The following is a 24,470-nucleotide window of genomic DNA, read 5'->3' as shown; positions in this document are numbered from 1 at the left end:
CGTTTAGCGGACTGCCAGATCGGCGTCTTTCGCGCGCAGGTCGTCGAGCGTGTCGATGCGTTGCGGCGCGAGCAGGTTCTTGCCGAAGCGAAGATGCACGTGCACTTCGTGAGGTAACGCGGTATCGAACAACTTCGTATAGCCGGTGCGTTCGTAAAGCGCCCATGCTTCCGGCTGCTTGAAACCGGTAGTCAGATAGATGCGCGAGTAGCCCTGCGCGAGCGCGCGCGCTTCCAGTTCCTGCACGACCTGTCGCGCGAGTCCCTGGCGGCGCAGATCGTCGCGCGTCCAGATGCGTTTGAGTTCCGCGGTACGCGCGTCGTAGCGCTTGAACGCGCCGCCGCCGATCGTCTCGCCGTCGCGAATCAGCAGAATGAATGCGCCGTGCGGCGGTGCGAACAGGTCGGCCGGATAGCGCGCCATCTCCTGCGCGGCGGCCGCGCCGCCGTCCTTTCGATAATCTTCGTAGCGGGTCGCGTATTCGTGCAGCAGCGCGTCGAGCAGCGGTTGCGCACGGGGATCGAGTGGCGTGGTATCAACGACGAGAGTGCTCATGAACGATCGACGCGAGGTCGTCGGATAGTCAGGAGCTCATACGATAGCGTGCAGCCGCGTGGCCGCTAACCAAGCAATTTCTCTATCTTTATCTGGTCTCGCGATTGGCTGCGATCGCGACAAACGCGCTGCAATTGCGTAGCGCAACGCCCATGTCACGTCGAGATGCGTGCAAACGTACGCGCCAGCAATTCCGGCGACCTACGTCGGCACGCGGCGCGATCTCCGGTCGACACACCGTGACAGCACTTTGCCGAAAACATTACACGCGGCTGTCAAATACGTTTCATATTCATTCCATAAAGTAACGCGTCAATCCGGCGCGCCATGGTTATCCCGATCCTGAGTCCCCGGTACACCCCACAACAAGGAACCAGGAGAACATGGTGCAATCATTCGACTACTCACGCCGCAGGGCTCTCAGGATCATCGCAGGCGCGCCGATGCTGCCCCTCGGCGCGTGTGCCGCGACGACCCTTCTCACGGGCTGCGGCGGGAGTAACGACCTCGCGGGGAGCAACACGCCCGCCGCCAGGGAAGCGACCTTCACGGCAGCGTCGTTCGCCGGGATGGCAGCGCCTACGCTCGCGAATCCTGCTGCGATGGCGGCGACCACGGTCGGATCGACGCTGACCACGCAGTACAGCGACGGCAGCAGCCGTACCTACAAACTCGCGTATCAGCCGTTCTTCGTGACGGGCGACACGGTAGCGAACACGACGGGCGGCGTGATCGTGGCGGGCGGTTATTTCGACATCAACAACCAGCCGATCATGGACACGTCGGTACCGGCCAAGGAGCGCCAGTTTTTCTCCGACTGCCCGGACGGCACCTCGCTGATCCGGCTCGACAAGCCGGTGGTGAAGGGCATCAAGGGGAACGCGGTGTTCGCTGTGGTGCAGTTCGAATACGCGACGCGCGACCAGACGGAAACAGCCGCGGGCGACATGTACGGCAAGCTGCCGTCGCCGATTGCCGTGCTGACGCTCGATCAGGACCCGACGACCGGCAAGCTCACGCTGGTCAGCTATTCGAACATCGATACGTCGAGCGCGCATGGATTGTGGATCATGTGCGGCGCGAGCCTGTCGCCGTGGAATACGCATTTGTCGAGCGAAGAGTACGAACCGGATGCCGCGACCATCGCGACGAACACGCAGTTCCAGGCGTACAGCCTTAACCTGTACGGCAGCAAATCGGCGGCGCGGCCGTATCACTATGGCCATCTGCCGGAAGTGACCGTGCATCCTGACGGCACGGGTACGGTCAAGAAGCATTACTGCCTCGGCCGCATTTCGCATGAACTGATTCAGGTGATGCCCGACAAGCGCACCGTGCTGATGGGCGATGACGCGACCAACGGCGGCCTGTTCATGTTCATCGCGGACAAAGAAGCCGACCTGTCGGCGGGCACGCTGTATGTCGCGAAGTGGGCGCAACGCTCGTCGGCGGGTGCCGGCGCCGCTACGCTGACGTGGCTCAAAATCGGTCACGCGACCAGCGATGAAATCGAGGCGCTCGCCGATACGCTGACGATCACGGACATCATGGACATCGTCACCGACGAGAAGAACCCGCCTGCCGATCCGACGTTCACCCGGATTCACTTCGGCGGCAAATTCAACTGGGTCCGCCTGAAGCCTGGCATGGAGAAAGCCGCCGCATTTCTGGAGACGCACCGCTACGCCGCACTGCGCGGCGCGAGCATGGGCTTTACGAAACTCGAAGGGACGACGGTCAACGCGAAAGACAAGATCCTGTATTCGGCCATGTCGCAGATCACGGCGTCGATGGTGCGGGGCAATGACCATTCGACCGATATCGCGCTCGACAAGGGCATTTCATCGGGCGCCGTCTACGCGCTGAATATGAAGGGCGGGCAGCGCGATCTCGATGGCGCCGCGATCGACAGCGAATGGGTTCCCATCGATATGAGCGCGCCGGGTGAACTGGTTGGCGAAGATCTGGCGAGTGCGGACAGCCTCGGTAATACCGCGAATCCGGAGAAGATCGCGAATCCGGACAACCTGAAGTTCTCGGAAAAGCTGCGTACTCTGTTCATCGGTGAGGACAGCGGCATGCATGTCAACAATTTCCTGTGGGCATATAACGTCGACACGAAGGCGCTGTCGCGCGTGCTGTCGTGTCCGGCCGGGGCGGAGTCGACAGGATTGCATGCCGTCGATGAAATCAATGGCTGGACCTACATCATGAGCAATTTCCAACATGCGGGCGACTGGACTTCCCTGCATTCGAAAGTCCAGGCCACGCTCGATCCGCTCGTACGCGCGAACTACCGGAACCGCTTCGGCTCGGCGGTCGGTTATCTGACCGCGGACCCGACATCGATCAAACTGGTGTGACGGCAAGGATCACGGGGATACCATCCAGTTTTGTTATGAGGACCATTGATGTCGCTTTGAGCCAGTAGAAAGGCACGCATTGCAAGCGGTTCCGAGGGCTGTTCAAGATCGGGCTGTTCATTTCGTTGTTTCTGCTGTCGGTTCGCTGTGTCCCGCCAAACAATGTGTGGGCAGAAAGCGAGTCGAACGCATATTGGGCGGCTTCCGGTTGTCTCGGCGTGCGGGACCTCACGGACTTCTATTTCGTGGTCTGGGTGACGATCGAACTGATCGTGGCGGCGCTGGCGTATGCGGCGATCATGAAGCTATGGCGGTGGTATCGCACGAGGCAGTAAATGCAAGACCCGTTGCAGCCGTCTCTTTAACGTGCGTGAGCGCCAATGAACGCGGGATACAGACGTTAAACCCGACCTCGACGACGCCCCCTGGTCGTCGTCGATGCCGCGACGACGCAGAGCGCGGAGGGGCCCTGCGAAATCCGAAACCGTGCACACGCGCTCGAGCGCTCAGCACCGTCAAGTTACGGATGGTTGTACATCGCGTCCCAGTCAGCCTTCGACACTGCCGGCCGACCTTGGTCCAACGAACCGCTTGCGGCACCGCCGTAACCACCGTTTGTTGCAACTTGCTGCGCGGCGACCTTCGCTTCCGCGGCCTGGATCGCGTCGGGATAGTGCGCTTGATCCCCATCACCACCGCGATAACCCGCCTTCTGAAGCTGAACAAGTTCCGCGCGCACCTGGGCGCGGGTAATCGGGCCATTCGACTGGGCGAACGAGGCAACCGGCACTACGACTGCAACGGCAACTGCAACGGCTTGGATGAGGGACTTCATGATTCTCCATCGACTTTCGTTAGCGGTGCGACAACGTGTCTGCACCAACACCGAAAGTCTAGGAGCCTTCCGCCCGAGGGTTAACCCCTAGTATTCGAAGGCATTGTTCCAATTAGCAGCAGAATGCTGGCATCTTCGCGCGAATGCCCGCCCGGCGACGCGAAGCGGACTTTACGCGTGCAACTCGCTATCGCACGACCGCCAGGTGCGTGCCGCGCTCGAGACAGCGTCAAGCGATCCGAATGCGCCCCGCCCGCTTCAGCGGACCCATTCCTCCGCGAGATGAAATAGGCAATCCCCTCGCCTGACAAGCGCGGGCACCCGCTTGCATACGACTTCGCCATCGCTCGCGAAATGACAGGTCACCGGCGCTTTCAGCGGTGTGTCCGGGAAATGAATGCGCGCCGCGGGCTGCCCTGCGACCACCCGCTCGCCGAGTTCAACCAGCGGCTCAAAAAGACCGTTGTCGTACGCGTACACGTAGTGACGCGCGCCCGCGACGCGCAGGAAACGCGTGTCGGCAGGCGGCGCCTCCGGCACGAGTGGACCGCTCAATGCGCCGATCGCGCCGAGAAAGTGCAGCAGGCCGTGGCGGGCTTCGCGGAGCAACGCCGCATCGACGGTTCCGCCGCCGCCGAGCTCAGCGGTGATCGACAGCGCCCCTTGCCGGCGCGCAGCCGTCGCCGCATGCACCGGGTTTTCCGCATGCAAAAAGGCGTTCGGCAACCCGAAAGCGCGTAATGCGTGTTGCAGCCGCTCATTCTCCGCGTCGTCGCGCGGATCGATCGCGAGCATGTTGTTGCCACGATAAAGCAGCGAGCTGCCGCCGGAATGAAGATCGATCAGATAGTCCGCGCGCGCGAGCAACACATGCTCGATGTAATGCGCGATCACCTGCGTCGGAGAACCTTGCGGATCGCCCGGAAACGTGCGGTTGAGATTGCCGTCGTCGAGCGGCGACGTGCGAAGGCCCGCCTCGGCCGCCGGCGCATTCGCTTGCGGCAACAGGATCAGTTGACCGGCAACCTCAGCCGCGTCGATTTCGCGGATCAGCGTCGACACAAGGATCTGTCCTTCGTACTCGTCGCCGTGATTGCCCGCCATGATCAGCACGACGGGGCCCGCGCCGTTGCGTATCGAAGCGATCGGAATCGGCAGCCAGCCATACGCGGACCGATGCACGGAATGCGGCAGTCGCAGATAGCCCGCATGCTTGCCCTGAGCGTCCAGATCGATTTCACTGCGAATCGGGTTGCTCGGCGTAAGGGTTGAACTCATTGCTTCGCTCGCGCAAGTAACGGCCTTCTAGCCGTTGCGGCTAGACGCCAAACGGAAACTGCCATTTGATCTTCGTTTCGCCGTTCGCCGCATGACCCGAACGAAAGCGGCGCTTCAGCAACCACGTTGCACCGTACTGCAGCGTCGAACACAGCAGCAGATAAACGATGCCGACGAACACAAAGATCTGCACCGGATACACCATCAGCCGATTATTGACCTGATTGGCGAGAAACGTAAATTCGGGCACGCCGACGATATAAGCGAGCGATGTGTCCTTGATCAGCGTGACCCACTGATTGACGAACGACGGCATCATGATCCGTATCGCCTGCGGCAATTGCACGTATCGCAGCGCTTGCCAGCGCGTCATGCCGAGCGACGCCGCCGCTTGCGCCTGTCCCGCGCCGACCGCCGCGATGCCTGCCTGCACCGAATGCGACAGATACGCGCCACCGATCAGCGCGAGTGCGCAAACCACGGTGGCGAGGCCGGGCACGTCGATGTGCAGCAGTATCGGCATCAGGAAGAAGGTCCAGAAGATCAGCATCAGCACCGGGATCGCGCGAAAGAAGCCGACAAGGGCCGTGAGCGCCAGATGCGCGGCGCCGCGCGTCATCGACAATGCAATGCCGCCGGCGAGACCGACCAGAGCGGACAGCAACGCCGAGACGATCGACATCACGACCGTCAGCGCCGCGCCGCCGAGCGGCCCATCGGGGAACGTGCCGAGCAGCAGATAGCGCAGTGTCGGCAGCCATTCGAGCTCGCTCATCAATGCCCTCCCTGCAAAAGCCGCGCGTTGCCGCGCCGCGCACCGCCGCGTTTCCACACCAGCAACACCACTTCGATAACCGCGATGATCGCGATATAGAGCACCGTCGCCGCGCCGAATGCCTGAAACGTCTTGAAGGTTTCCGTATCGACCTGCCGCGATACATACGACAGTTCCGCGAGCCCGATCGTCATCGCCAGCGACGAGTTCTTCACGAGGTTCATGTATTGCCCGGCAAGAGGCGGTGTCGCGATGCGGATCGCCTGCGGGAGAATCACGTAACGGAACGCCGCGAGCGGCGTGAGCCCCAGCGCCGCGGCGGCCTGATGCTGCGCATCCTTGACGCCGCGCATACCCGCGCGAAATTCCTCGCCGACGAACGCGGTCGTATAGCAGGTAAGCCCGACCCAGCCCGCGACGAATTCGAACGACGGCCACGCAATCGTCCAGCCAAATAGCGACACCGTGTGCGACGCATTGAACCATTCCATCCACGGCTGCGGCAAAAGCGTCGCTGCACCGAAATACCAGAACAGCAATTGCACGAGCAACGGCGAATTGCGAAACGCCAGTATGTATAGCGCGGCCGCACGCGCGAGCATACCGTTGCGCGCATTACGCGCGAGCGCGAGCCCGAAACCGGCGAACGTCGCCGCCGCGCCCGCGCAGGCCGACAACATGAGCGTCATCAGAAAGCCATGCGCGATCCACCCAAGGTACTTCGGTTCCAGCCAACCGTTCATTCTGCCCTTCTACTCGAGCGCTTTCGTTGCGCAATGAAAAGCGGCCCGCCGTTTTCACACGGCAGGCCGGCTCTAAAGTTTCCGTCGGATCAGCTCTTCTGCGGATCGCCGATCTTGAACAGACGCGGCAACGGCGCGCGGCTCTCCGGTCCGAACCAGCGGTCGTAGATCTTCGCGGCGCTGCCGTTCGCTTCGAGGCCCTTCAGCGTATCGTCGACGACGTTCAACAGACGCGTCTCGCCCTTCGGCACGCCGACGCCTTCATAGTCGTTCGAAATCGTGAACGGCGGGATCTCGTAATTCGCCTTGTCGGGCACGTTCGCGAGCAGCGCGACGAGCTTCGGGCCGTCCTGCGTGATCGCCTGCACGTTGCCGGCGCGCAGCGCGGCGAACGCGAACGGCGTGTCGTCGTAGGCGACGATCGTCGCGTTGGGGAATTGCGCGCGCACCTGCTGTTCGTTCGTCGTGCCCTTGTCCGCACCCACGCGCAGGCTGTTCACCTGCTGCGGCGACGTCAGTACGCCCTTCTTTGCGATGAACTGCGTACCTGACGCGAAGTACGGCGTGCTGAAATCGACTTCCTTCTTACGCTCGTCGGTAATCGTGAAGTTCGCGAACACGAGGTCGACCTTGCCCGACTTCAGGAACGCGATGCGGTTCGCCGGATTGGTCGGCTGGATTTCGAGCTTCACGCCGAGCTTGTTTGCGACCGCCCGCGCATAGTCGACGTCGAGTCCGACGATCTGATTGGTCTTCGGATCGACGAAACCGAACGGGGCGTTGCTGTCGAAGGTGGCGACGCGCAGCACGCCCGCCTTCTTGATGTCGTCGAGACGATCGGCATGCGCTGTGCCGGAAATCGCGAGCAGCAACCCCATCACTGCTGCGCCAACGAATCTGATTTTCATGGTTAGGCCTTTGTTTTGGATGTTTTATGTACGACGTGATTCACGACTGCCTCACGACAACGACGCACTGACTGTAACAACGCGCATCGCAATGGCGAACCAACTAATCGTCACGAGCTAAGCGGCGATTCAGATATGCGGCAGGTGCTTACTGCTTGCCTTTCCACGGCACCAGCCTGCGTTCGAGCGCGCGCATGCCGAGATCGAACAGCCACGCGATCAGACCGATCAGCACGATCCCCATCACGACCACATCGGTGCGCAGGAAGCTCGACGCGTTGAGCACCATCTGACCGAGTCCGGCAGTGGCGGCGACCATTTCGGCCGCAACCAGCGTGGTCCAGCCGAAGCCGATCGCGATGCGCAGCCCGGTCAGGATTTCGGGCAACGCGGCGGGCAGCACCACGTGCAATACCACCTGGCGGAAATTCGCGCCGAGCGACCACGCCGCGTTGATTTGCTCGACGCTCGCGCTGCGCACGCCGGCACGCGCGGCCATCGCGATCGGCGCGAAACATGCGAGCCAGATCACGACGATCTTTGCGGTCTCGTCGATGCCGAACCAGATCACGACGAGCGGCAGATACGCGAGCGGCGGCAGCGGCCGGTAGAACTCCAGGGGCGGATCGAGCAGTCCGCGCGCGACGCGGCTCACGCCCATCAGAATGCCGACCGGTATCGCGGTGATGCTCGCGAGCGCGAACGCGCCGAACACGCGGATCGCGCTCCACAGCAGATGCTCCGACAACGGCAAGCCGCCCTGGATGCGACCGTGCCACGCATCGACGAACGCATGCCAGACCGCGTCCGGTGCGGGCAGGAACAGCGGTGGTAGCCAGTGCAGATGAGTCGCGGTCCACCACAGCAGCGCAAACACCGCGACGCAGGTCACACTGAGCCACGCGCTCGGGCCTTCACCCGGCATGCCGCGATAAGGTCTGCGGCCGTGCGCCGCGCCGCGTAGCCGGGTCGAGCGACGCGCTGTGTCAGGACGTGCCGGCGCGTGTTGTTGCGACGATTCGATCATGCTCATCAGGCGGCCTCACGCAATGTATCGTGCAGCCGCCGCGTCAGACGCTCGCGCCACTCGATGAAAGCCGGCGACGACTTGACCGCGCGTGCATCGCGAGTCGCCAGATATTCGCGTGCGAACGGCAGTTCATGGACTTCGGCGATGCGTCCGGGCCCCGGTGTCATCAGTACCAGACGCGTCGCGAGAAACAGCGCTTCCTCGACGCTGTGCGTGATGAAGAACACCGTCTTGTGGGTGCGCGCCCACACGTCGAGCACGAGTTCCTGCACCGTCTCGCGCGTCAGCGCATCGAGCGCGCCCATCGGCTCGTCCATCAGCAATATCTCAGGATCGCTCGCCAACGCGCGCGCAATACCCACGCGCTGCTGCATGCCGCCCGACAGCGCATGGATCTTCGCGTTCGCGTGCCGTTCGAGCCCGACGAGCGCCAGCGTGCGCCGCGCGATCTCGTGTCGCTGCGCACGCGCGATGCCGCGAAACCGCAAGCCGAGCGCGACGTTGTCGAGCACGTCGAGCCACGGCATCAGCGCATGCTTCTGAAACACGACGCCGCGCTCGGCACCGGGTCCGTCGATCGGCGTGCCGTTGAGCCGCACCTCGCCCTCGCTCGGATCGACGAACCCGGCGATGCAGTTGAGCAACGTGGTCTTGCCGCAACCCGACGCCCCGAGCGCGACCACGAACTCGCCGCGCTCGATGCGCAGATCGACACCCGCGAGTGCGGGCTCGCTCGCACCGGCGTAGCTCACGCGCAGTCCGCGGATGTCGAGCATGCTCATCGCGCGGCCTGCTGCGCGAAGCGCGGATTCACGGCCGCCGAGTAATCGGGCAACACGTTCTGGATCGTGCCCTGCGTCTTCAGGAACGCCGCCGTGGCCGCGAGCGATTGCGCCGCACCGGACTGTTTGCCGCCGCCGAGCCAGGTCGGCGACGCCTGCTCCGCGGCGCTCGGGAACGCGTACAGCGCGAGGCTCGCGGGCACGTCGGCCGGTGCCGCGCCCGACTCCTGCGCGACCGCCTGCACCTGCTGCGAAGCCGCGGTCCAGTCGGCCTTGTGATCGCGATACAGCGCGTCCGTATCGGCGAGCACCTTGACGAGACCCGCCATGAACGCCGCGTTGTCGCGCTCGAACTGCCGCGACGCGACAAAGCCGTCGAAGGTTGCCTTGCCGCTTCCCTTCGCGACTTCGCCCGACGTAATCAGCACCTTGCCATTCTGCTTGACCTTCGCGAGCACCGGGTCCCAGATGTAGGTCGCATCGATATTGCCGCGCTGCCAGGCGGCGGCGACTTCAGGCGGACGCAGGTTCAGGATCTTCACCGACGACGGATCGACCCCCGCCTGCTGCAACGCGACCAGCGCATGAAAATGCGACGTCGACACATACGGCACGCCGATCGTCTTGCCCTTCAGGTCGGTGATCTTCGTGACGCCCGAACCGTCGCGCGCGACCAGCGCTTCCGCGTCGTTGATGTTGTCGAGAATCCAGAACAGCGACAGGTCGACGCCTTGCGACAGACCCGCCGCGATCGGGCTCGATCCCGCCTCGCCCAACTGGATCGAGCCTGACGCCAGTGCGCGCACCACATCCGCGCCGCTGCCGAGCTTGCGATACGTGACCTTGTAGCCCGTCGCTTTTTCGACGGCGCCGGTGGCTTGCGCGTAACGCCACGGCACGACCATGTCCTGATAGCCGATCACGACTTCGCGGCTTTGCGCGTGCGCGGATGAAGCGAACGGCGAAAACGCGGCAATGCCGGCCGACGCCGCGACGAAGGCAGCGGCGCGCAGCGCACGCCGCAACTGACGGAGAGAGTGATTCATCGGAAGCCTTCGGGTTGATTTGAGATACGAAGAAGGCTCCGACTATAGGCATTTTCGACCGGCGCGGTTCCAACGAATCATGCATAGCTAATCACTGGAACGCAGCATTGCTTTTGCGTCGTGACTCTCCGCCATAGCGCCAAAACTGCTTTGATTCTGAGCATTTGTTGGTTCGCTCGCGCGACCGTCCTGGTTACATTGAACGACCACCACACGCGACCATAAGGACAATCGATGACACCGACCCGGGGCTTTTCATTCTTCACGACAGCGCGCAATGCAATCGAGCCCGGCGGCGAACGCAACCGCAGCAGACGCGGTTGGCTGAAAACGGCCGCGGCCGCGCTTGCACTCGGCATCTTCGGCGCAGCCCACACCGCCCACGCCGCGCCGCTCGACGAGCTGAAGCTCGACTATGCGTACTATTCGCCGGAAAGCCTCGTGATCAAGCGCAACGGCTGGCTCGAACAAGAGTTCGCCGCCGACCACACGCAAGTGAAGTGGGTGCTCAGCCTCGGCAGCAACCGCGCGCTCGAATACCTGAACAGCGGCGCGGTCGACATCGGCTCGACCGCGGGCCTCGCCGCCGTGCTCGGCAAGGCGAACGGCAATCCGATTCGCGCGGTGTACATCTATTCGCGGCCCGAGTGGACCGCCCTCGTCGTGCGCAAGGACTCGCCGATCAAAACCCTCGCCGATCTGAAGGGCAAGAAGATCGCGGCCACCAAGGGCACCGATCCGTTCCTGTTCACGTTGCGCGCGCTGCATACGGCGGGGCTGTCGCGCGACGATGTCGAGATCGTCAACCTGCAGCATCCCGATGGCCGCACCGCGCTCGCCAACGGCCAGGTGGACGCGTGGGCCGGGCTCGATCCGCACATGGCGGCCGCGCAGGTCGACGATGGCGCGCGGCTGTTGTATCGCAACGTCGACTTCAACACCTGGGGCTTCCTGAATGCGCGCGAGGACTTCATCCGCGACCATCAGGACGCGCTCGCGCGCGTGCTGAAGGTCTATGAAAAGGCCCGCGTCTGGATCGCCGCTCACCCTGACGACACCGCCAGGATCGTCGCGGAGGAATCCAAGGTTTCGCTGCCGGTCGCGAAACTGCAGTTGAGCCGCAACGACTTCAGCCAGCCTCAGCCTGGCGCCCGGCAGATTGCCGCGCTCAAAGCCGCTGCGCCGATCCTGGTCGACGAGCAACTCGTGAAGAGCGGCACCGATCTGAACGCGATCATCGATGCACTGGTCGACGCTAAAGTCGCGCAGCCGGTGATTGCGACGGCGAGCAACGGCACGAAATGAACCGCACGCACCAGACCCGAGCCTGCCGATGAGCACCGCGAAGAACTTCACGCTCGCACGGAGGGATTCGTCCTGCCCGTCGTGTAGCGAACTCGCCCAACCGCCGCGCGCGATCGACCCGTTACGACTGTGGCGCTATGCCGGTCTCGCGCTGCCGGTCGTGTTCCTGGCTGTCATCGAGCTGCTGGTGCGCGCGTCGATCCTGCCGATGCATCTGGTCCCCGCGCCGAGCGCGATCGCGCAGACGCTATGGGATCTCGGCGCGGCGCGGCTCGCGCGCCATATCGGCGCGAGCGTGATCCGCGTGTACGGCGGCTTTGCGATCGGCGCCGTGCTCGCGCTGCTGATCGGCGCGGCAATGGGCCTGAGCCGGCGCGTCGATGCGTTGCTCGACCCCATGTTTCAGGCCTTACGCGCAATTCCGTCGCTTGCGTGGGTGCCGATCCTGCTGCTATGGATGGGCATCGACGAAGCGCCGAAGATCACGCTGATCGCGATCGGCGCGTTTTTCCCCGTGCAGTTGAGCGTGGTGGCCGGCATTCACGGCGTCGACCGCAAGCTGATCGATTTCGGCGAGTTGAACCGGCTGAGCCGGCGCGCGCTGTTCACGCGCATATTGCTGCCCGCGTCGATGCCGCAGATTTTCACCGGGCTGCGCACGGGGCTCAGCCTCGCGTGGATGTTCATGGTGGCCGCTGAACTGATCGCGGCGACGCGCGGGCTCGGTTATCTGCTCAGCGATGGACGTGAAACCGGCCGGCCGGATCTGGTGTTCGGCGCGATCCTGCTGCTCGCGTTGCTCGGCAAACTGAGCGACGGCATGCTGAAAGCGATCGAGCTACGCGCGCTGTCGTGGCGCGATGCGCACCAGACGTCGGAGGCCGCGCGATGAATCGGGCACTTGCTCCGTTACTCGAAGTACGTGGACTGACGCGGCGCTTTGGCGAGCGCAACGTGTTCGACAAGGTATCGTTCGCGCTGTCGCGCGGCGAGATCGTCAGTCTGGTCGGTCCTAGCGGCTGCGGTAAAAGCACACTGCTGCGCGCGGTGGCGGGACTCGATCACGCAACCATGGGTACCGTGCTGATCGACGGCGTGCCTTTGCTCGCGCCGTCGCCGCGGGTCCGCATGATCTTTCAGGAACCGCGCCTGCTGCCATGGCTCAGCGTGGCCGACAACATCGGGCGGATTCAACCGGTCGATGCAATAGTTTGGTTAAACCGCTCGGCTGGCGTTTCGTAATTCAGTGTCTTCCTCGGACGTTCATTGAGCCGTCTCGCCACAGCATTGAGCCTAGTCTGTGAATACACCGACAGGTCGGTACCTTTCGGGAAGTATTGCCTCAACAGTCCATTCGTGTTCTCGTTCGACCCACGCTGCCAGGGATGTTGTGGGTCGCAGAAGTAGACGGCAATGTCCGTGGCAACAGTAAAGCGTTTGTGGCTGGCCATCTCAGTGCCGCGATCCCAGGTTAGCGATTTGTAGAGTTCCTGGGGCAATTTGCAGGCATGTTTGATGAGCGCATCGGCAACCACCTCGCTGTCCTTGCTGGCAATCTTCACCAGCATCACATAGCGTGTCTGGCGCTCGACGAGCGTCGCAATCTGGCTGCTCCCGCTGCCGCAAAGCAGATCACCCTCCCAATGTCCCGGCACTGCGCGGTCCTCGATCGTGGCTGGACGTTCGCTGATCGACACCGTGTCGCGGATCCTGCCGTGGTCGCCCGTCTTCTGCGTGTAATGGCGGGAACGCCGCATGACCCGGGTACGCCGCAAATGTTCGAGCAATTCCTTCTTCAAGACACCACGGGCCTGGATGAAGAGACTGCGGTAGATGGTCTCGTGTGACACGTGGTAATCCTCGTTGTCCGGGTACGCGCGCCTGAGCCATCCCGCGATCTGCTCGGGCGACCACTCCAGTTGAAGTTTGTCTGCCACGATGCGTGCCAACATCCGGTGTTCGACCAGCTTACAGACTTTGGGCCGCTGCGCCCGATCCCAGGCAAGCTGATCGGCGTGACTTGCCCGATAGCCATCCTGCCCACTGTTGCGTTTGATCTCGCGGCAGATGGTAGAGGGAGCCCGCGCAAGCCGACTGGCGATTGACTGGATCGAATCGCCAGCAACAAGCGCGCTCGATATCTCTTCCCGCTCGGCTAATGTTAGCGCCAGCCGCGAACGATGTCGCTTTGCCGGCGGGATTCCACCGGCTTCGCCGATGATCCGCTGCACGGACGAGTGGTGGCGATCGAAGAGCTGGGCGATATGCTCGAGAGACTCACCCTTTCGCCAGCGCTCCCACATCAGCGCTTTCTGCTTCTCGCTGTAGTAAATCCGGTGTCGCTGTTTCATTTGCAACACTCCCGCCGCTCATGCAGCGTTCATTGTGTTGCATCGACCGGTTGAATCCGCCTCGCCTTTGCTGCGGGGCCACACGCGGGAGACGATCCGCAAGTCGATGCGCTGCTTGCCGAGGTGGGCCTCGCTGGCGTGCGCGACGCGCTGCCGAAGCAACTGTCCGGCGGCATGGCGCAGCGCGTCGCGCTCGCGCGCGGTCTGTTCAACGAACCTGAACTGCTGCTGCTCGACGAACCGTTCAGCGCCGTCGATGCGATCACGCGCGCGCGGCTGCAGCAGTTGCTGCTCGCGTTGAAGCATGCGCGCGGCACGACGGTGCTGCTCGTCACGCACGATCTCGACGAAGCGCTGAGTCTGTCCGATCGCGTGCTGCTGTTGTCCCCGGCGGGCGTTGGCAGCCCGAGCCGCATCGCGCGCGAACTGCCGATTGCGTTACAACGGCCGAGGAATCCGCGCGATGCGTCGTTGGATGCGCTGCGCGATGTTTTGCTGGAGATGTAGCGGCCTGCGGAAAGTCGCGCTATCGCGCACGCCGCGCTTCAACGAAAGCCTCGACATAACGCAGCGCCTGTTCGCACTGCTCGGGCGTGAACGCGTGAATGCTCGCCGGAACCGGATCGAAGCCGAGTTCGGTCGCGACCCACCGGATCGCTTTCGCGCGGGCTTCGAATGCGTTCACTCCATCGCGGCGCACCTTCGCGGCGACGAGCGGTTCGAGCGCGTCGTGCAGCTTGCTCTTCGACTCGCGCAACGCCGCGTCGGCGAGGCGGCCGAGCGGCAGGTTGTGCTTGCTGCGCGAATACACGCCGATCCACGCCTGACAGAGGGTGCAGATCCACAGCGGGCCTTGATCGCTGCGATACGGGTAGGACTCGTCGCCGTAACGCGCGAGCAAAGCACGATTGCCGCAGTAGTCGCATGACGGCTGCGGCAGTGCCTTGACGGGCTTGCCTACGCGCATGGGGAGAGCCCCTGGGACAATTTGCAGTACTTCATCGCATCAATCCGACTGGCGGAAACGGGTGGACCCTCACAGTTTAATGGAATGCCCGCACGCGCAAGCAAGGTTTAGCTTCTCTCTGCGATCTCCATCACGACGCGACGCCGCGCCGCCAGACTTTCCGCCGACCTCTGCCGAACCAGCTCCACCACCGCTTGCGGCGCCGACGCCGGATCGCCCGAGTCGAACGGCGGCGCGGGCGCATATTCGAGTTCGAGCTGGATCGCCTGCGCCTCTTCGACGCCCGCCAATTCGGCAGCCACAGTCAACCCGAAATCGATGCCAGCCGTCACGCCGCCGCCGGTAATCAGATTGCCGTCGCGGACTACACGCGCATGCGTCGGAATCGCGCCGAGCGGCTCCAGCAACGAGTGAAACGCCCAGTGAGTCGTCGCGCGCCGCCCGCGCAGCAATCCGGCCGCGCCCAGTAGCAATGCGCCGGTGCAGACCGACGTCACGTAGCGCGCGCTCGCGGCCTGCCGGCGAACGAAGTCGATCGTCTGCTCGTCTTGCAACAGCGCGGTCACGCCGCTCCCGCCTGGCACACAGATCACGTCGAGCGCCGGGCAGCTTTCGTACGTCGCGCTCGGCGTCAGCACGAGGCCGTTGCTCGACACCACCGGCTCCCGCGTCTTCCAGACCAGATGCATCGTGGCTTCCGGCAACGATGCGAGCACGTCATGCGGGCCGGTCAGATCGAGTTGCTGTACTTTCGGAAACACCAGAAAACCGATTTGGAGGCTCATAGGGATACCTTATCGAAGGAGGAATCGAAACACGCCATCTGTCATTTCTTCCAGCTGGACGGATCGATTCTATGCGCGTAGTGTTTGGCAAGACTGCCATCGGTCCCTTGATTTCTGCCACGCGTTGTCGTATGTCCAGCGCTTCCCGCTCAGTCGTGCTGTCCGCCTGACAAAGAACAACTGCGCACGATCTGCTGCACCGACGCGCCGAAGGTAAAAGCCCCGCCGAAGCGGGGCGAATTTCTATTTGACGGCCTTGCTCGTCGGCGTTATGCGGGGATCGTCGCATAGTCGTTCGCAGCCGCCCTTGCAAAGCGGCATGAGACCAACGCTTAGCTGTAGGTATCCCTTGAATCCGCTGTTGTCTTGCGGATAGGGCGACTCTTCCAGATGGGTGTCGACATATATATATTGCGACTTCACTCCAAGTTGAATTAGGAATTCTTTCAACTGTTGACCCCTCGACTTTGCTAATTCTTCTGCATTCTTTTCGCCGACGTAAGCGTTTGTGACGATTTGAGCCTGAATTTCAACGTCGGGCCATCGGCGCGCATTTGATACTAAGTCCACCATTTTAAGACGATAGGAATTAGGAATTCCCTGATAGTTAAGCGGAACACTTTCCGTAAAATCTTCCGAAATAGTACATGCAGCCGCCTGCTGAGAAGCGGCGAACCAAAAAGCCGAAAGGACGGCGAACGCGAATTTCTTCATGGGATCACCAGATCTTCTTTTGGTTGAATTCCGTTTGGGTATCGAAGTGCGCGATGTAGCATGCGATGCTATCTGCGTTCCTGCAAGCCCCCTCAGGATCGTTCTGAGCCCAGTAACCGACGCCCCGACCAAAACCATACATCACATCGTCTGAATTGAATGTATCGACATAGTGCGTGCACTCATGGATGATTACCTTCAATTGGCAATTTGCTGAGACTGCAACGGGTGGCAGCGTGCAAAAATGGGGATAAATTGCAATATATCGCCTTTGCGAATCTGGCTTGCACACAGCAGCATCGTTCGTGCCCCTATCGGGAACTATTGCACAGGAAAGCTGTACAACCTTCTGTTCGTCCCAACGAATTATTTTCTCAGGTTGCAGTTCTCGCATCGCGGCTGCAAGCCTTGGCAGACCGATATTCAATTTATCGCGGATATATTGATCGCTCCTGCCAAACCAGATTCCTGCGCGATCCTGTGCTGACATATCCCAACGTGCAATATCTGCAATGCGCTCCTTTATGAGAGTTAACGCTGCATCTCGTAAACGCATTATTAACCCTCTAAATTCTTTATTGCTCATATTTGGACAGATAGGCGTCGTATTGATTACGACATTGGATATTGACCCGGGAATGGCATTGGTAATGGCTGTGCCGACCTTTGTCCATTCTTCATTCTCGTCGGTCTTAAAGTATTGGCTATTCTTGGTCAGAAAGTCATTTGTCATGTGTTCACCAGAGATAGAAGACTTACCTGGGTCCACTGCTATTGCCCGGCAACTTCGATGGAAACCTCACTTGCTTTATCTGTCGAAACACGCTGGGTCCGCCCTTGGGAATCGGTGACACCTTTCGCGATGACCCTCGAACCGACGCGGATCCTGTAACGCACCCCCGCCTGCCGCTTGCCGGTGGAGTCTCTTAGCTCGAACTGCTCGTTGAACCGTTTAGGGTCGCGTCCGCGACAGTTGCACGCCCATGCATAACCCAACGCTTCGGCCATGGCGTAGCCGGATTTCATCTTGCGAACCCTGTCAAACGGAAAGAACTCGCCGGTTTCGGCGTTCAGGGCCTGTGCGGACGGCATCGGCGGGAAGTTTGAGTAGATCGAATAGGTGATACGGCAAAGGTCGCATTCTTCCTCGACCGTCCAATCCGTCCCACTGCTTTGCTGTTTCAGTTGCTCCATTACTCTCCTCAACAGTTTTCAGGCGATTCCTGGCGAATTAATCATCGAAACGGATCACGGTCAACCGCATTAATTCGGGATAAGCCCGTTTTGACAACTATTTACGATGGTGTCAGTTATCTCGATTTCTATTGCATATTCCTGCTGGCGCGGGACAAAAAAAGGCGGCACTGAGCCGCCTTTATCGTCAGGGATCGAAACTGGTTAGTGTTGCGTCCATGAAGCATCCATAGCCGCCAGTTTCGCGTTTATGCCTTCCGTAGAGTCAGCGAGAAATCGCTGCCGCATCTTCCGGTGACAGTTGGCGCTATGTCGGCGGTAGCCATGTTCGCGAATTGGAACGAATCGAACTGCACGGCGCAGTCCGCCACGTCCTCGCACTTGCCGCGCCCCGATATGGACAGCGTGTGTGTCGTCGCACTCAACGACCCCGCAACGCGGTCAACGTAGCCGGTGACAACGGGGTCCGCGCCGATCTTCACGACGCAGGGGTCGCATTGAAGGAGAAGCCGAACTACGCCATCTGCCATTTCGTCCAGCTGGACGGATCGATTCTATGCGCGTAGTGTTTGGCAAAACTTCGATTGTCCCCTTGATTTCTGCCACCCATTCGCTCACATGTCCAGCGCTCTCCGCTCTATCGTGCTGCTCGCCTTCCCGAACATGCAACTGCTCGACGTGAGCGGTCCGCTGCAGGTATTTGCGTCCGCCAATGAGCTCGTCGCGCAGCGCGGGCTCGGCAAGCTCTACGCACCCCGCGTCGTGGCTGCCTCAGCCGGGCCCGTCATATCGTCGTCGGGACTCATGGTGCTTGCCGCATCACTGCGCTCGGTGAAGACGCCGCCCGATACGCTGATCGTTGCGGGCGGCCGGGGCGTTCGCCAGGCATCGGCCGATCAACGCCTGATCCGCTGGACGCAGCGCCACGCGCCGCATTGCAGACGCGTCGCGTCGGTCTGCTCGGGCGCGTTCCTGCTCGCCGAGGCGGGCTTGCTCGACGGCCGGCGCGTCGCCACGCATTGGGCGCGTTGCGACGAACTCGCGCAGGCCTATCCGCAACTGCAAGTCGAAGCCGATCCGATTTTCATTCGCGATGGCGATATCTGGACATCGGCGGGCGTCACCGCCGGCATCGACCTCGCGCTAGCGATGCTCGAAGAAGATCACGGCCGCGCGTTGGCGCTCGAGGTCGCACGCGAGCTCGTCGTGTTTCTGAAGCGGCCGGGTGGGCAGTCGCAATTCAGCGCGGCGCTGTCGCTGCAACATGCCGACGACCGTTTCGGCGAATTGCATGCATGGATGACGTCGCATCTCGCAGCCGACCTGTCAGTGCCCGCGCTCGCGCAACGGCTGCATATGAGCGAGCGCAGCTTCATGCGCCACTACAAGGCGCAGACGGGCCGCACGCCCGCGCGCGCGGTCGAGCAGCTACGCATCGAAGCGGCACAACGCTTGCTCAGCGAGACATCCTGGTCGATCAAACGGATCGCGGCGCGATGTGGATTCGGCAGCGAGGAAACGATGCGCTGCAGCTTCGTGCGTCAGCTGCGCGTGGCGCCGCAGGTGTATCGCGAGCGCTTTTCGTCGACGTGACGTGCGCGGCCCGGGAACCCGCGCGACATCACTCAGTAACGGCGTTTGACGATCAGCGTCGCGCCCGTATCGTGAGAATGCAGTATCGCGACGCGCGCGGTGCCGGAGAACACCCAGTTGTCGACCGTCAAGGACAAGCGTCGCTGCGGTGACTGGCCAATCGACAACACTGAACCGTTCATCTGAACGATGGATATTTGCGGCGCGGTAGATGGACCCATACGCAGAGAATTCGAAGCACTCTGCGCGGCAGCATTTGCGCCCGGTTCGGACAACGGTGCGAACGCCGGTCCGGACGACACCGGGGCTTTCGCGGTGCCGAGCTGGACATCGCGCGCAAGGTCCACGCTATAGTAATTCTCCATTTGCGCGTAGAACGGCTTGCCCCGATCCCCTTGATACTCCATCGCATAACGCTGCTGCCGCTGCTGCTCGAAGTAGCGCCGTGGCTCGGGAATGGGCGGCACGACTTCGACGGGCGACGCGACGATATTGGCGACAATCATCGCTTGCGGCACATCGCCGAAGGGGCCTCCCGCAAACGCGTAGCCGCTCATCAAGACGAGTACCACTCCGACAATCCTCTCGTTTTGGCACGTCATCGGCATGCCTCCATGAAGGAATTGAAACCTCACATGACACGGCGCGTCACTCGAACCGCGCGCCTGGCAGCGTCGCTTGCATTCAGACATTGTAGTCAGTGATTTGCGTACCGGTAGGTCAATGTGTGAGCTATCTCGCGCGTGTGGCGAAGACCGGCAAAAGCTTCTGGCGCAAGCGTCCCGAGTCGAACAATCCCGGCAACTCTTGCGAGGTTTGGCGAGCAACTAGGTGGTCAGATCGGATACCCGCATCTTCAACCGTTGCAGCGTCAACGGTCGCGCTCGCGGTAGTCAGTCGGCGCGTGTCGGCCGGCCATTGAATGCCGGCGCGATATGCAAAACGATTGTTTGAATGCGCTTTCGCCACGCGCGCGGCCATGCGAGAACGGCGTCGGGCATGAAGCGCGCGACGAGCAGCAGCAACGCGAGCAGCGCGGGACACCAGCGCAGATCGGTCGGCACGGGTTCGCGGCGGGCGAAGCGCGCTTCGACCAGCGCATCGCCGAACGACGTCGCGTTCAGCAGACGCCGGTAGTCGAGGCCCGTCTGCCGAGCCAGCGAAGCGAGGTACTCACCGCGCAATTCGGACAACTCCTCGTGCGATTGCGCCGCCACCCCGGAGCCGGGCGTAGGCGACGCCTGGATCACGTCGTCGGGCTGCCAGACGCCGATCCGGTTGCCGTTGGCATCGGTCTTCGGAATGGCCGCGGGCTGGTCGCCGCCGACGCCGATCAGCCAACCGCTGATCCGCGCCGCATTGATGCCTTCCATCAGCGGGCGCGACGCCAACAGCGGCGGCGCCTCCTGCCCATCGGTGACGAACGCGATGGCCGCGCCGCCGCCGACGTCCTTCGCGACGCGCACGGCCGAATATACACCGCCTTCGGCAATGCGGCTCCAGTTGGTCCAGCGCATGCGCCCGTCGATACCGTCGAGCGACACCAGCAGCGCGTCGTAGTTGCCGCAGACTTCGACCGGCGCCATCAGCAGCAACACCCGCTGCCCGGTGAACACGCTCCAGCCGACCTTCGAGCCGCACGGCAAACGCTCGAGCGCATCGCGCATCGCGGCCTGCGCAAACTTGAGCCGGCTGACCGGGGCGCCGTCGAGCACCACGTCCTCGACATCCATGCTTTGCGTGATGTCGAACGTGACGATGTAGTTAAACGTGTGGCGCGGCAACGTGACGTCCGGCATCGCGACCGCCGCGATCAAAGCGACGAGCGCGAGCGGCGTCAACGCGTGACGCCATTTTGCGAAGCCACGCTCGCGCTGAACGCCGCTCATGGCAGGTCCTGGCTGCGCGCGTCGCGCACTGTGACGTTGTGCTGCTCTTTCACGTCGGGTCCGGCGAGCGCGGACGGCGTTTCCGGCGCGAGCCACAGCGCGCGCTCGAGGTTGTAGCGCGCGTCCCAATCGTCGGGCGCCGCGCGCAGCGCGAGCCGGTAGCGCGCCTTGGCCTCGCCGATCATCGCCAGAGACCTGACCGTCTGCGCGTCGTCACCGCTGCCTTCGCGCAGGTACAGGTTGCCGAGATCGAACAGCGCCGCGCGGCCGACTTCGTCAGGCGGGCTGCCCTCGGGGAGCAGACCGTTATAGAGCCGCGCCGCCGCGTCGTAGGAGCCCGCTTTCGACAGCGCTATCGCACGGGCCAGTTGAACCTCGCGCGCGTCGCCGCCGGCTTGCTGGTCACGCGCGGCGGCGTTCGTCGCGACAATGGCCTGATTGACGCGCTCCGCGTGCTGCAGACGAACGAAGCCATACGCGGCCCACGCGGCGCAACAGATCGCCACGGTGCCGAACAGCGTGTGGATCAGCGTGCGCTTCATGCCCAGCTCCTCACCTGCAACCGGTGCAACAGCACCAGCAGCGCCGCACAGAACAGCGCGAGCGCGAAACAGTACGGACTCAGATCCTGGCGAGGCAGACGCTCGACGAACGTCGTCGTTGCGTTCTGCTGCCGGTTGATCTCCGCGATCGCCGCCATCATCGCCTTCGGGTCTTCGGCCTGAAACAGCCTGTAAGGCGTCTTCAAAGTCAGAAAGAAGCGATGCAGCTGCGCTTCGGCCGAGCTTCCGCTGGCCGGCTGCGCCGCGTTCAGATCGGGACTGAAGACGCTGCTGCGCAGGTAGATGAAGTACAGCGCGATCCGGTTGCGTCGCAGTCCCTCTTCGATGCGCCGTTGCATCGTTTCGTCGAGCAACGCGCCGCCGTCGGAGACGAGCACGATCGCGCGGCGGCCCGACGACAAGCGCCCATCGAACTGCGCGATCGCCGCGAGCATGCCGCGATCGAGCTCGGTGTCCGGCATGCCGCGGCCGATCGCCGTGGCCGCGACCGCGGCCTCGATCACGCGATGGTTGTAGGTGAACGGCATCGCCAGCACGGGGTTGGTGCCGAACATCATGAACGCGAGGCGGTCGTTCGGCCGCTGCTCGACGAAGCGCGTCAGCGCCTCGCGCGCCACGTGGTTCTTGGAGTCGCCGCGCGGCGCCTCGACGCCCTTGCTGCCCATCGGCTCGTCCATGCTCTGGCTGCGGTCCATCAGGATCAGGATCTGTGCGCCGCTGCCGGTGCGCAGCACCTGCAACTGCGAGCGCCCCGGCCCAGCCAGCCCGACGACGATCGCCGCGATCGCCAGCGCCGCGCCACCGCGGACGAGCCAGCCCGCCATGCGCCCGAGGTCGTCAGCGGGCAGCCATGCGACGTTCGAAAACACCAGCGTGTCGCTGCGCCGCCGCAGCAGCGGCAGAGCGGCGAGCGGCAGCAGCACCAGCATCCACGGAAGGGCGAAATCGAGGCTCATGGTCATCGCTGATGGCGCCTCTCCGCTCGATACAGCGCACGGCACAGCGCGTGCAGCGAAAGCTCGCCGGCATTCTCGACGGCATGCGGCGCCGGCGTGAAAAAGCGCTCGGCCGAGGTCCGATAGAAACGTTCGAGCTGCGCGCGCAGCGGTTGCAGATACGGCGCACGCGCGAGCAACGCGGATAGCGAAGCCGCATGCACGACCTGGCCGGCGGTTTCGTTCAGCGCGCGATGCAGGCAGACCCACGCATCGTTCGATGAAGCAGCGGGCGTCTCCGGCAGCCGTTGCATCTGCCGCCACGCCCGCGCGAACGGCAGCCGCGCCGCCTCGCGCCGGTTGCGCGCCCACCACCAGCTCGCCCACACGAGCAGCGTCGCGAGCAGCAGGCCGAGCGCCCACGCGATCTGCCGGCGCCAGCCGGACGTGGCCAGCATCGGCGCCTGCCGGTCGGGCCGCAGCGGCTGCAAGTCCCCCGCGGCGAACACGGTTTGCGGCGTCAGCGGGCCGATGCTCGCCGGCCATTCGGCGACCTGCAGCTGCGTGCCCGCCGCGGACGTCAGCGTCAACGCGGGCAACGTGATCTGCGTGAGCGTCTGCGGCGCATTGACGACCTGATAGCCGATCACCATCCACTTGCGGCCGTTCGCATCGGTTTCGAGCGTCACGGGCCGGCGTTCGAGCCACACGCCCGTGCGTCCGACCGAAGGCGGCGTGACCGCGCCGATGTCGCGACCGTCGGCCTCCAGCAGCACGCGCTGCGTCAGCACATCGCCAAGCACATAGCCGAACGCGCGCGGCTCCTGAACGTGCGCGGCCACCTCGGCGGCGCTGGCCGTCGCGCAAGCGGCGCCGCCGCATAGCGACGCGATCAGCACGCGCAGCGCGGCCCGACGCGCACAGCCACCGCGCAGCCCGCGCGCGCTCATACCGTCAGCTCCAGAAAGTAGCGCGACATCGCTTCCGGATCGAACGCGCCTTCGACAAAGAACGGCCGGATGCCGCGCGCGCCGAACACCGCGGCGAGTTCGTCGCGACGGCGCGCGACGCCTTCGCGCCAGCGCTCGCGCACGCCGCGCGATAGCCACACGCGACGCTCCTCGCCGGACTCCGCATCGTTGACGGCCAGCAGCGACGCGTGCTGCGGCGGCGTGGTCTCGGCCGCGTCCCATACGACCATCGGCACCACGCACGCATGCACCAGCATGTCGAGCACCGGCGACAGTCGCGCGAGCGGCCAGTGGAAATCGGACACCACGAACACGAGCGCCTGGCGTCCGGCGATACGGATCGCGCAACGCCGCAATCCTTCGACGGCTCCGCGTTCAGCGTGACGATCGGCTTGACGTTCAGCCTGATCATTCGCCTGACGAGAAGCCGTATCACTCAGGCCTTCGCGCAGCATGCTCGCGAGCAGCGAACCGGTGCCCCGTCCCGTGCGCGCCGGCATGAACAGATCGTCGCGTTCGCCGCTATCGAAGGCCAGCATGCCGAGCCGGTCGCCGACCCGGAACGCGCTATGGCCGAGCGCTTCGACGAAATCAGCGACGACCTGCAGCTTGGTCTTATGGGTGCCGAATTGCATCGACGCCGACACGTCGACGATCACGAACACCGACACCGCGACGCGCTGCAAATGCACGCGCACGAGCCACTCGTCGCGCGCCGCGCGCAAGCTCGCGCGCAGATCGAGCCGGCGCGGGTCCGGATAGTCGAACAGCCGGCCGTGCATCGCGAACTGCTGGCCCGAGCCGAAGCTCGAGCCCGGATGCGAGCCGGGCCGCGCACCGGCCGCGCGCATCGGCAGACGATAGTGGAATTCAGCGGTGCCGTTCATC

General features: G+C 63.2%; 26 protein-coding genes and 2 pseudogenes. 6 read left to right on the top strand and 22 right to left on the bottom strand.

Features of this window, described 5'->3' with window-relative positions:
• Window positions 1–3: 3 nt before the first annotated feature.
• The gene (locus QFZ94_RS11685; RefSeq protein WP_429456987.1) at window positions 4–555 is read right to left on the bottom strand and encodes a GNAT family N-acetyltransferase; all 552 of its coding nucleotides are present in this window, start codon (window positions 553–555) and stop codon (window positions 4–6) included.
• Window positions 556–938: 383 nt separating this feature from the next.
• On the opposite strand from QFZ94_RS11685, the gene QFZ94_RS11680 reads away from it, so the two are divergent.
• Window positions 939–2,918, top strand: coding sequence for a PhoX family protein (locus tag QFZ94_RS11680; protein WP_429456985.1), 1,980 nt, complete (start codon window positions 939–941; stop codon window positions 2,916–2,918).
• A gap of 520 nt (window positions 2,919–3,438) precedes the next feature.
• Here QFZ94_RS11680 and QFZ94_RS11675 read toward each other — a convergent pair.
• The 8 genes from QFZ94_RS11675 to tauA all read right to left on the bottom strand — a co-directional run bounded on the left by QFZ94_RS11675 (window position 3,439) and on the right by tauA (window position 10,315).
• On the bottom strand, window positions 3,439–3,753 hold the full coding sequence (locus QFZ94_RS11675; protein WP_429456983.1) for a DUF4148 domain-containing protein: 315 nt from the start codon (window positions 3,751–3,753) through the stop codon (window positions 3,439–3,441).
• Window positions 3,754–4,011: 258 nt separating this feature from the next.
• A complete protein-coding gene (locus QFZ94_RS11670; protein WP_368586156.1) occupies window positions 4,012–5,031 on the bottom strand; it encodes a succinylglutamate desuccinylase/aspartoacylase family protein in 1,020 nt (339 codons plus the stop codon).
• Window positions 5,032–5,071: 40 nt separating this feature from the next.
• Window positions 5,072–5,806 (bottom strand): amino acid ABC transporter permease, encoded by a 735-nt coding sequence (locus QFZ94_RS11665; protein WP_429456981.1) that lies wholly within the window; start codon window positions 5,804–5,806, stop codon window positions 5,072–5,074.
• Window positions 5,806–6,549 carry an amino acid ABC transporter permease gene (locus QFZ94_RS11660; protein ID WP_410849815.1) on the bottom strand — a complete coding sequence of 248 codons (744 nt, stop codon included), beginning with the start codon at window positions 6,547–6,549 and terminating at the stop codon, window positions 5,806–5,808. The genes QFZ94_RS11665 and QFZ94_RS11660 overlap by 1 nt, the downstream gene beginning before the upstream one ends.
• An 89-nt stretch (window positions 6,550–6,638) precedes the next feature.
• Complete coding sequence (locus tag QFZ94_RS11655; protein WP_410849814.1) at window positions 6,639–7,457, bottom strand: ABC transporter substrate-binding protein; 819 nt, start codon at window positions 7,455–7,457, stop codon at window positions 6,639–6,641.
• Between the two features lie 148 nt (window positions 7,458–7,605).
• Window positions 7,606–8,490 (bottom strand): ABC transporter permease subunit, encoded by an 885-nt coding sequence (locus QFZ94_RS11650; protein ID WP_429456978.1) that lies wholly within the window; start codon window positions 8,488–8,490, stop codon window positions 7,606–7,608.
• A complete protein-coding gene (locus QFZ94_RS11645) occupies window positions 8,490–9,269 on the bottom strand; it encodes a taurine ABC transporter ATP-binding protein (RefSeq protein ID WP_410849812.1) in 780 nt (259 codons plus the stop codon). The genes QFZ94_RS11650 and QFZ94_RS11645 overlap by 1 nt, the downstream gene beginning before the upstream one ends.
• Window positions 9,266–10,315 carry a taurine ABC transporter substrate-binding protein gene (gene tauA / locus QFZ94_RS11640; protein WP_368586150.1) on the bottom strand — a complete coding sequence of 350 codons (1,050 nt, stop codon included), beginning with the start codon at window positions 10,313–10,315 and terminating at the stop codon, window positions 9,266–9,268. Before tauA ends, QFZ94_RS11645 begins: the two co-directional genes overlap by 4 nt.
• A 234-nt stretch (window positions 10,316–10,549) precedes the next feature.
• Here tauA and QFZ94_RS11635 point away from each other — a divergent pair, with 234 nt between their 5' ends.
• The 3 genes and pseudogenes from QFZ94_RS11635 to QFZ94_RS11625 form a co-directional block, all read left to right on the top strand.
• Window positions 10,550–11,620, top strand: coding sequence for an aliphatic sulfonate ABC transporter substrate-binding protein (locus QFZ94_RS11635; protein ID WP_368586149.1), 1,071 nt, complete (start codon window positions 10,550–10,552; stop codon window positions 11,618–11,620).
• 28 nt (window positions 11,621–11,648) lie between these two features.
• On the top strand, window positions 11,649–12,512 hold the full coding sequence (locus tag QFZ94_RS11630) for an ABC transporter permease (RefSeq protein WP_429456975.1): 864 nt from the start codon (window positions 11,649–11,651) through the stop codon (window positions 12,510–12,512).
• Window positions 12,509–12,802, top strand: a pseudogene (locus QFZ94_RS11625) (ATP-binding cassette domain-containing protein); the annotation flags it as partial. The gene QFZ94_RS11630 and the pseudogene QFZ94_RS11625, both read left to right, overlap by 4 nt.
• A gap of 8 nt (window positions 12,803–12,810) precedes the next feature.
• Here the strand turns inward: QFZ94_RS11625 and QFZ94_RS11620 are convergent.
• Window positions 12,811–13,971 (bottom strand): IS30 family transposase, encoded by a 1,161-nt coding sequence (locus QFZ94_RS11620; protein WP_429455971.1) that lies wholly within the window; start codon window positions 13,969–13,971, stop codon window positions 12,811–12,813.
• 60 nt (window positions 13,972–14,031) lie between these two features.
• Between QFZ94_RS11620 and QFZ94_RS11615 the strand changes: the two are divergent.
• Window positions 14,032–14,478, top strand: a pseudogene (locus tag QFZ94_RS11615) (ATP-binding cassette domain-containing protein); the annotation flags it as partial.
• Between the two features lie 19 nt (window positions 14,479–14,497).
• On the opposite strand, the gene QFZ94_RS11610 reads toward QFZ94_RS11615, so the two are convergent.
• The 6 genes from QFZ94_RS11610 to QFZ94_RS11585 form a co-directional block, all read right to left on the bottom strand.
• Entirely contained in the window at window positions 14,498–14,938 is a 441-nt protein-coding gene (locus tag QFZ94_RS11610) for a zinc-finger-containing protein (protein WP_429456973.1), read from the bottom strand.
• 107 nt (window positions 14,939–15,045) lie between these two features.
• On the bottom strand, window positions 15,046–15,723 hold the full coding sequence (locus QFZ94_RS11605; RefSeq protein ID WP_429456971.1) for a DJ-1/PfpI family protein: 678 nt from the start codon (window positions 15,721–15,723) through the stop codon (window positions 15,046–15,048).
• 243 nt (window positions 15,724–15,966) lie between these two features.
• Window positions 15,967–16,437 (bottom strand): hypothetical protein, encoded by a 471-nt coding sequence (locus QFZ94_RS11600; protein ID WP_410849808.1) that lies wholly within the window; start codon window positions 16,435–16,437, stop codon window positions 15,967–15,969.
• 4 nt (window positions 16,438–16,441) lie between these two features.
• The gene (locus QFZ94_RS11595) at window positions 16,442–17,170 is read right to left on the bottom strand and encodes a M35 family metallo-endopeptidase (protein ID WP_429456969.1); all 729 of its coding nucleotides are present in this window, start codon (window positions 17,168–17,170) and stop codon (window positions 16,442–16,444) included.
• A gap of 38 nt (window positions 17,171–17,208) precedes the next feature.
• Window positions 17,209–17,631, bottom strand: a complete 423-nt coding sequence (locus QFZ94_RS11590) for a hypothetical protein (protein WP_429456967.1) — start codon at window positions 17,629–17,631, stop codon at window positions 17,209–17,211.
• Window positions 17,632–17,879: 248 nt separating this feature from the next.
• Window positions 17,880–18,170 (bottom strand): phage baseplate assembly protein, encoded by a 291-nt coding sequence (locus QFZ94_RS11585; RefSeq protein WP_429457769.1) that lies wholly within the window; start codon window positions 18,168–18,170, stop codon window positions 17,880–17,882.
• A gap of 79 nt (window positions 18,171–18,249) precedes the next feature.
• Between QFZ94_RS11585 and QFZ94_RS11580 the strand changes: the two genes are divergently transcribed.
• The gene (locus tag QFZ94_RS11580) at window positions 18,250–19,224 is read left to right on the top strand and encodes a GlxA family transcriptional regulator (RefSeq protein WP_368586140.1); all 975 of its coding nucleotides are present in this window, start codon (window positions 18,250–18,252) and stop codon (window positions 19,222–19,224) included.
• Window positions 19,225–19,256: 32 nt separating this feature from the next.
• Here the strand turns inward: QFZ94_RS11580 and QFZ94_RS11575 are convergent, their stop codons facing one another.
• The 6 genes from QFZ94_RS11575 to QFZ94_RS11550 all read right to left on the bottom strand — a co-directional run bounded on the left by QFZ94_RS11575 (window position 19,257) and on the right by QFZ94_RS11550 (window position 24,469).
• Window positions 19,257–19,796 (bottom strand): hypothetical protein, encoded by a 540-nt coding sequence (locus QFZ94_RS11575; protein WP_368586139.1) that lies wholly within the window; start codon window positions 19,794–19,796, stop codon window positions 19,257–19,259.
• Between the two features lie 321 nt (window positions 19,797–20,117).
• Window positions 20,118–21,113: an MxaL protein gene (locus tag QFZ94_RS11570; protein WP_429456964.1), complete on the bottom strand. Its 996-nt coding sequence runs from the start codon at window positions 21,111–21,113 to the stop codon at window positions 20,118–20,120.
• The gene (locus QFZ94_RS11565) at window positions 21,110–21,655 is read right to left on the bottom strand and encodes a tetratricopeptide repeat protein (RefSeq protein WP_368586137.1); all 546 of its coding nucleotides are present in this window, start codon (window positions 21,653–21,655) and stop codon (window positions 21,110–21,112) included. The genes QFZ94_RS11570 and QFZ94_RS11565 overlap by 4 nt, the downstream gene beginning before the upstream one ends.
• Window positions 21,652–22,638 carry a vWA domain-containing protein gene (locus QFZ94_RS11560; protein WP_368586136.1) on the bottom strand — a complete coding sequence of 329 codons (987 nt, stop codon included), beginning with the start codon at window positions 22,636–22,638 and terminating at the stop codon, window positions 21,652–21,654. The genes QFZ94_RS11565 and QFZ94_RS11560 overlap by 4 nt, the downstream gene beginning before the upstream one ends.
• Entirely contained in the window at window positions 22,635–23,561 is a 927-nt protein-coding gene (locus QFZ94_RS11555) for a calcium incorporation protein MxaA (protein WP_429456962.1), read from the bottom strand. Before QFZ94_RS11555 ends, QFZ94_RS11560 begins: the two co-directional genes overlap by 4 nt.
• Entirely contained in the window at window positions 23,558–24,469 is a 912-nt protein-coding gene (locus QFZ94_RS11550; RefSeq protein ID WP_410849803.1) for a DUF58 domain-containing protein, read from the bottom strand. The genes QFZ94_RS11555 and QFZ94_RS11550 overlap by 4 nt, the downstream gene beginning before the upstream one ends.
• Between the last annotated feature and the right edge of the window lies 1 nt (window position 24,470).

The organism is Paraburkholderia sp. JPY465 (assembly GCF_050436725.1).
GTDB lineage: Bacteria > Pseudomonadota > Gammaproteobacteria > Burkholderiales > Burkholderiaceae > Paraburkholderia > Paraburkholderia youngii.
The sequence above is the reverse complement of the archived record's forward strand: the minus strand, read 5'-3'. Positions and strand labels throughout refer to the sequence as shown.

Excerpts from the sequence above, each read along its gene's own strand:
- QFZ94_RS11595 (WP_429456969.1), bottom strand. The coding sequence starts at position 17,170 with ATGACAAATGACTTTCTGACCAAGAATAGCCAATACTTTAAGACCGAC.
- QFZ94_RS11620 (WP_429455971.1), bottom strand. The coding sequence starts at position 13,971 with ATGAAACAGCGACACCGGATTTACTACAGCGAGAAGCAGAAAGCGCTG.
- QFZ94_RS11570 (WP_429456964.1), bottom strand. The coding sequence starts at position 21,113 with ATGAGCGGCGTTCAGCGCGAGCGTGGCTTCGCAAAATGGCGTCACGCG.
- QFZ94_RS11680 (WP_429456985.1), top strand. The coding sequence starts at position 939 with ATGGTGCAATCATTCGACTACTCACGCCGCAGGGCTCTCAGGATCATC.
- QFZ94_RS11590 (WP_429456967.1), bottom strand. The coding sequence starts at position 17,631 with ATGGAGCAACTGAAACAGCAAAGCAGTGGGACGGATTGGACGGTCGAG.
- tauA (WP_368586150.1), bottom strand. The coding sequence starts at position 10,315 with ATGAATCACTCTCTCCGTCAGTTGCGGCGTGCGCTGCGCGCCGCTGCC.
- QFZ94_RS11670 (WP_368586156.1), bottom strand. The coding sequence starts at position 5,031 with ATGAGTTCAACCCTTACGCCGAGCAACCCGATTCGCAGTGAAATCGAT.
- QFZ94_RS11610 (WP_429456973.1), bottom strand. The coding sequence starts at position 14,938 with ATGCGCGTAGGCAAGCCCGTCAAGGCACTGCCGCAGCCGTCATGCGAC.
- QFZ94_RS11655 (WP_410849814.1), bottom strand. The coding sequence starts at position 7,457 with ATGAAAATCAGATTCGTTGGCGCAGCAGTGATGGGGTTGCTGCTCGCG.
- QFZ94_RS11645 (WP_410849812.1), bottom strand. The coding sequence starts at position 9,269 with ATGAGCATGCTCGACATCCGCGGACTGCGCGTGAGCTACGCCGGTGCG.
- QFZ94_RS11635 (WP_368586149.1), top strand. The coding sequence starts at position 10,550 with ATGACACCGACCCGGGGCTTTTCATTCTTCACGACAGCGCGCAATGCA.
- QFZ94_RS11605 (WP_429456971.1), bottom strand. The coding sequence starts at position 15,723 with ATGAGCCTCCAAATCGGTTTTCTGGTGTTTCCGAAAGTACAGCAACTC.
- QFZ94_RS11650 (WP_429456978.1), bottom strand. The coding sequence starts at position 8,490 with ATGAGCATGATCGAATCGTCGCAACAACACGCGCCGGCACGTCCTGAC.
- QFZ94_RS11665 (WP_429456981.1), bottom strand. The coding sequence starts at position 5,806 with ATGAGCGAGCTCGAATGGCTGCCGACACTGCGCTATCTGCTGCTCGGC.
- QFZ94_RS11560 (WP_368586136.1), bottom strand. The coding sequence starts at position 22,638 with ATGACCATGAGCCTCGATTTCGCCCTTCCGTGGATGCTGGTGCTGCTG.
- QFZ94_RS11600 (WP_410849808.1), bottom strand. The coding sequence starts at position 16,437 with ATGAAGAAATTCGCGTTCGCCGTCCTTTCGGCTTTTTGGTTCGCCGCT.
- QFZ94_RS11565 (WP_368586137.1), bottom strand. The coding sequence starts at position 21,655 with ATGAAGCGCACGCTGATCCACACGCTGTTCGGCACCGTGGCGATCTGT.
- QFZ94_RS11630 (WP_429456975.1), top strand. The coding sequence starts at position 11,649 with ATGAGCACCGCGAAGAACTTCACGCTCGCACGGAGGGATTCGTCCTGC.
- QFZ94_RS11550 (WP_410849803.1), bottom strand. The coding sequence starts at position 24,469 with ATGAACGGCACCGCTGAATTCCACTATCGTCTGCCGATGCGCGCGGCC.
- QFZ94_RS11685 (WP_429456987.1), bottom strand. The coding sequence starts at position 555 with ATGAGCACTCTCGTCGTTGATACCACGCCACTCGATCCCCGTGCGCAA.
- QFZ94_RS11675 (WP_429456983.1), bottom strand. The coding sequence starts at position 3,753 with ATGAAGTCCCTCATCCAAGCCGTTGCAGTTGCCGTTGCAGTCGTAGTG.
- QFZ94_RS11660 (WP_410849815.1), bottom strand. The coding sequence starts at position 6,549 with ATGAACGGTTGGCTGGAACCGAAGTACCTTGGGTGGATCGCGCATGGC.
- QFZ94_RS11580 (WP_368586140.1), top strand. The coding sequence starts at position 18,250 with ATGTCCAGCGCTCTCCGCTCTATCGTGCTGCTCGCCTTCCCGAACATG.
- QFZ94_RS11555 (WP_429456962.1), bottom strand. The coding sequence starts at position 23,561 with ATGAGCGCGCGCGGGCTGCGCGGTGGCTGTGCGCGTCGGGCCGCGCTG.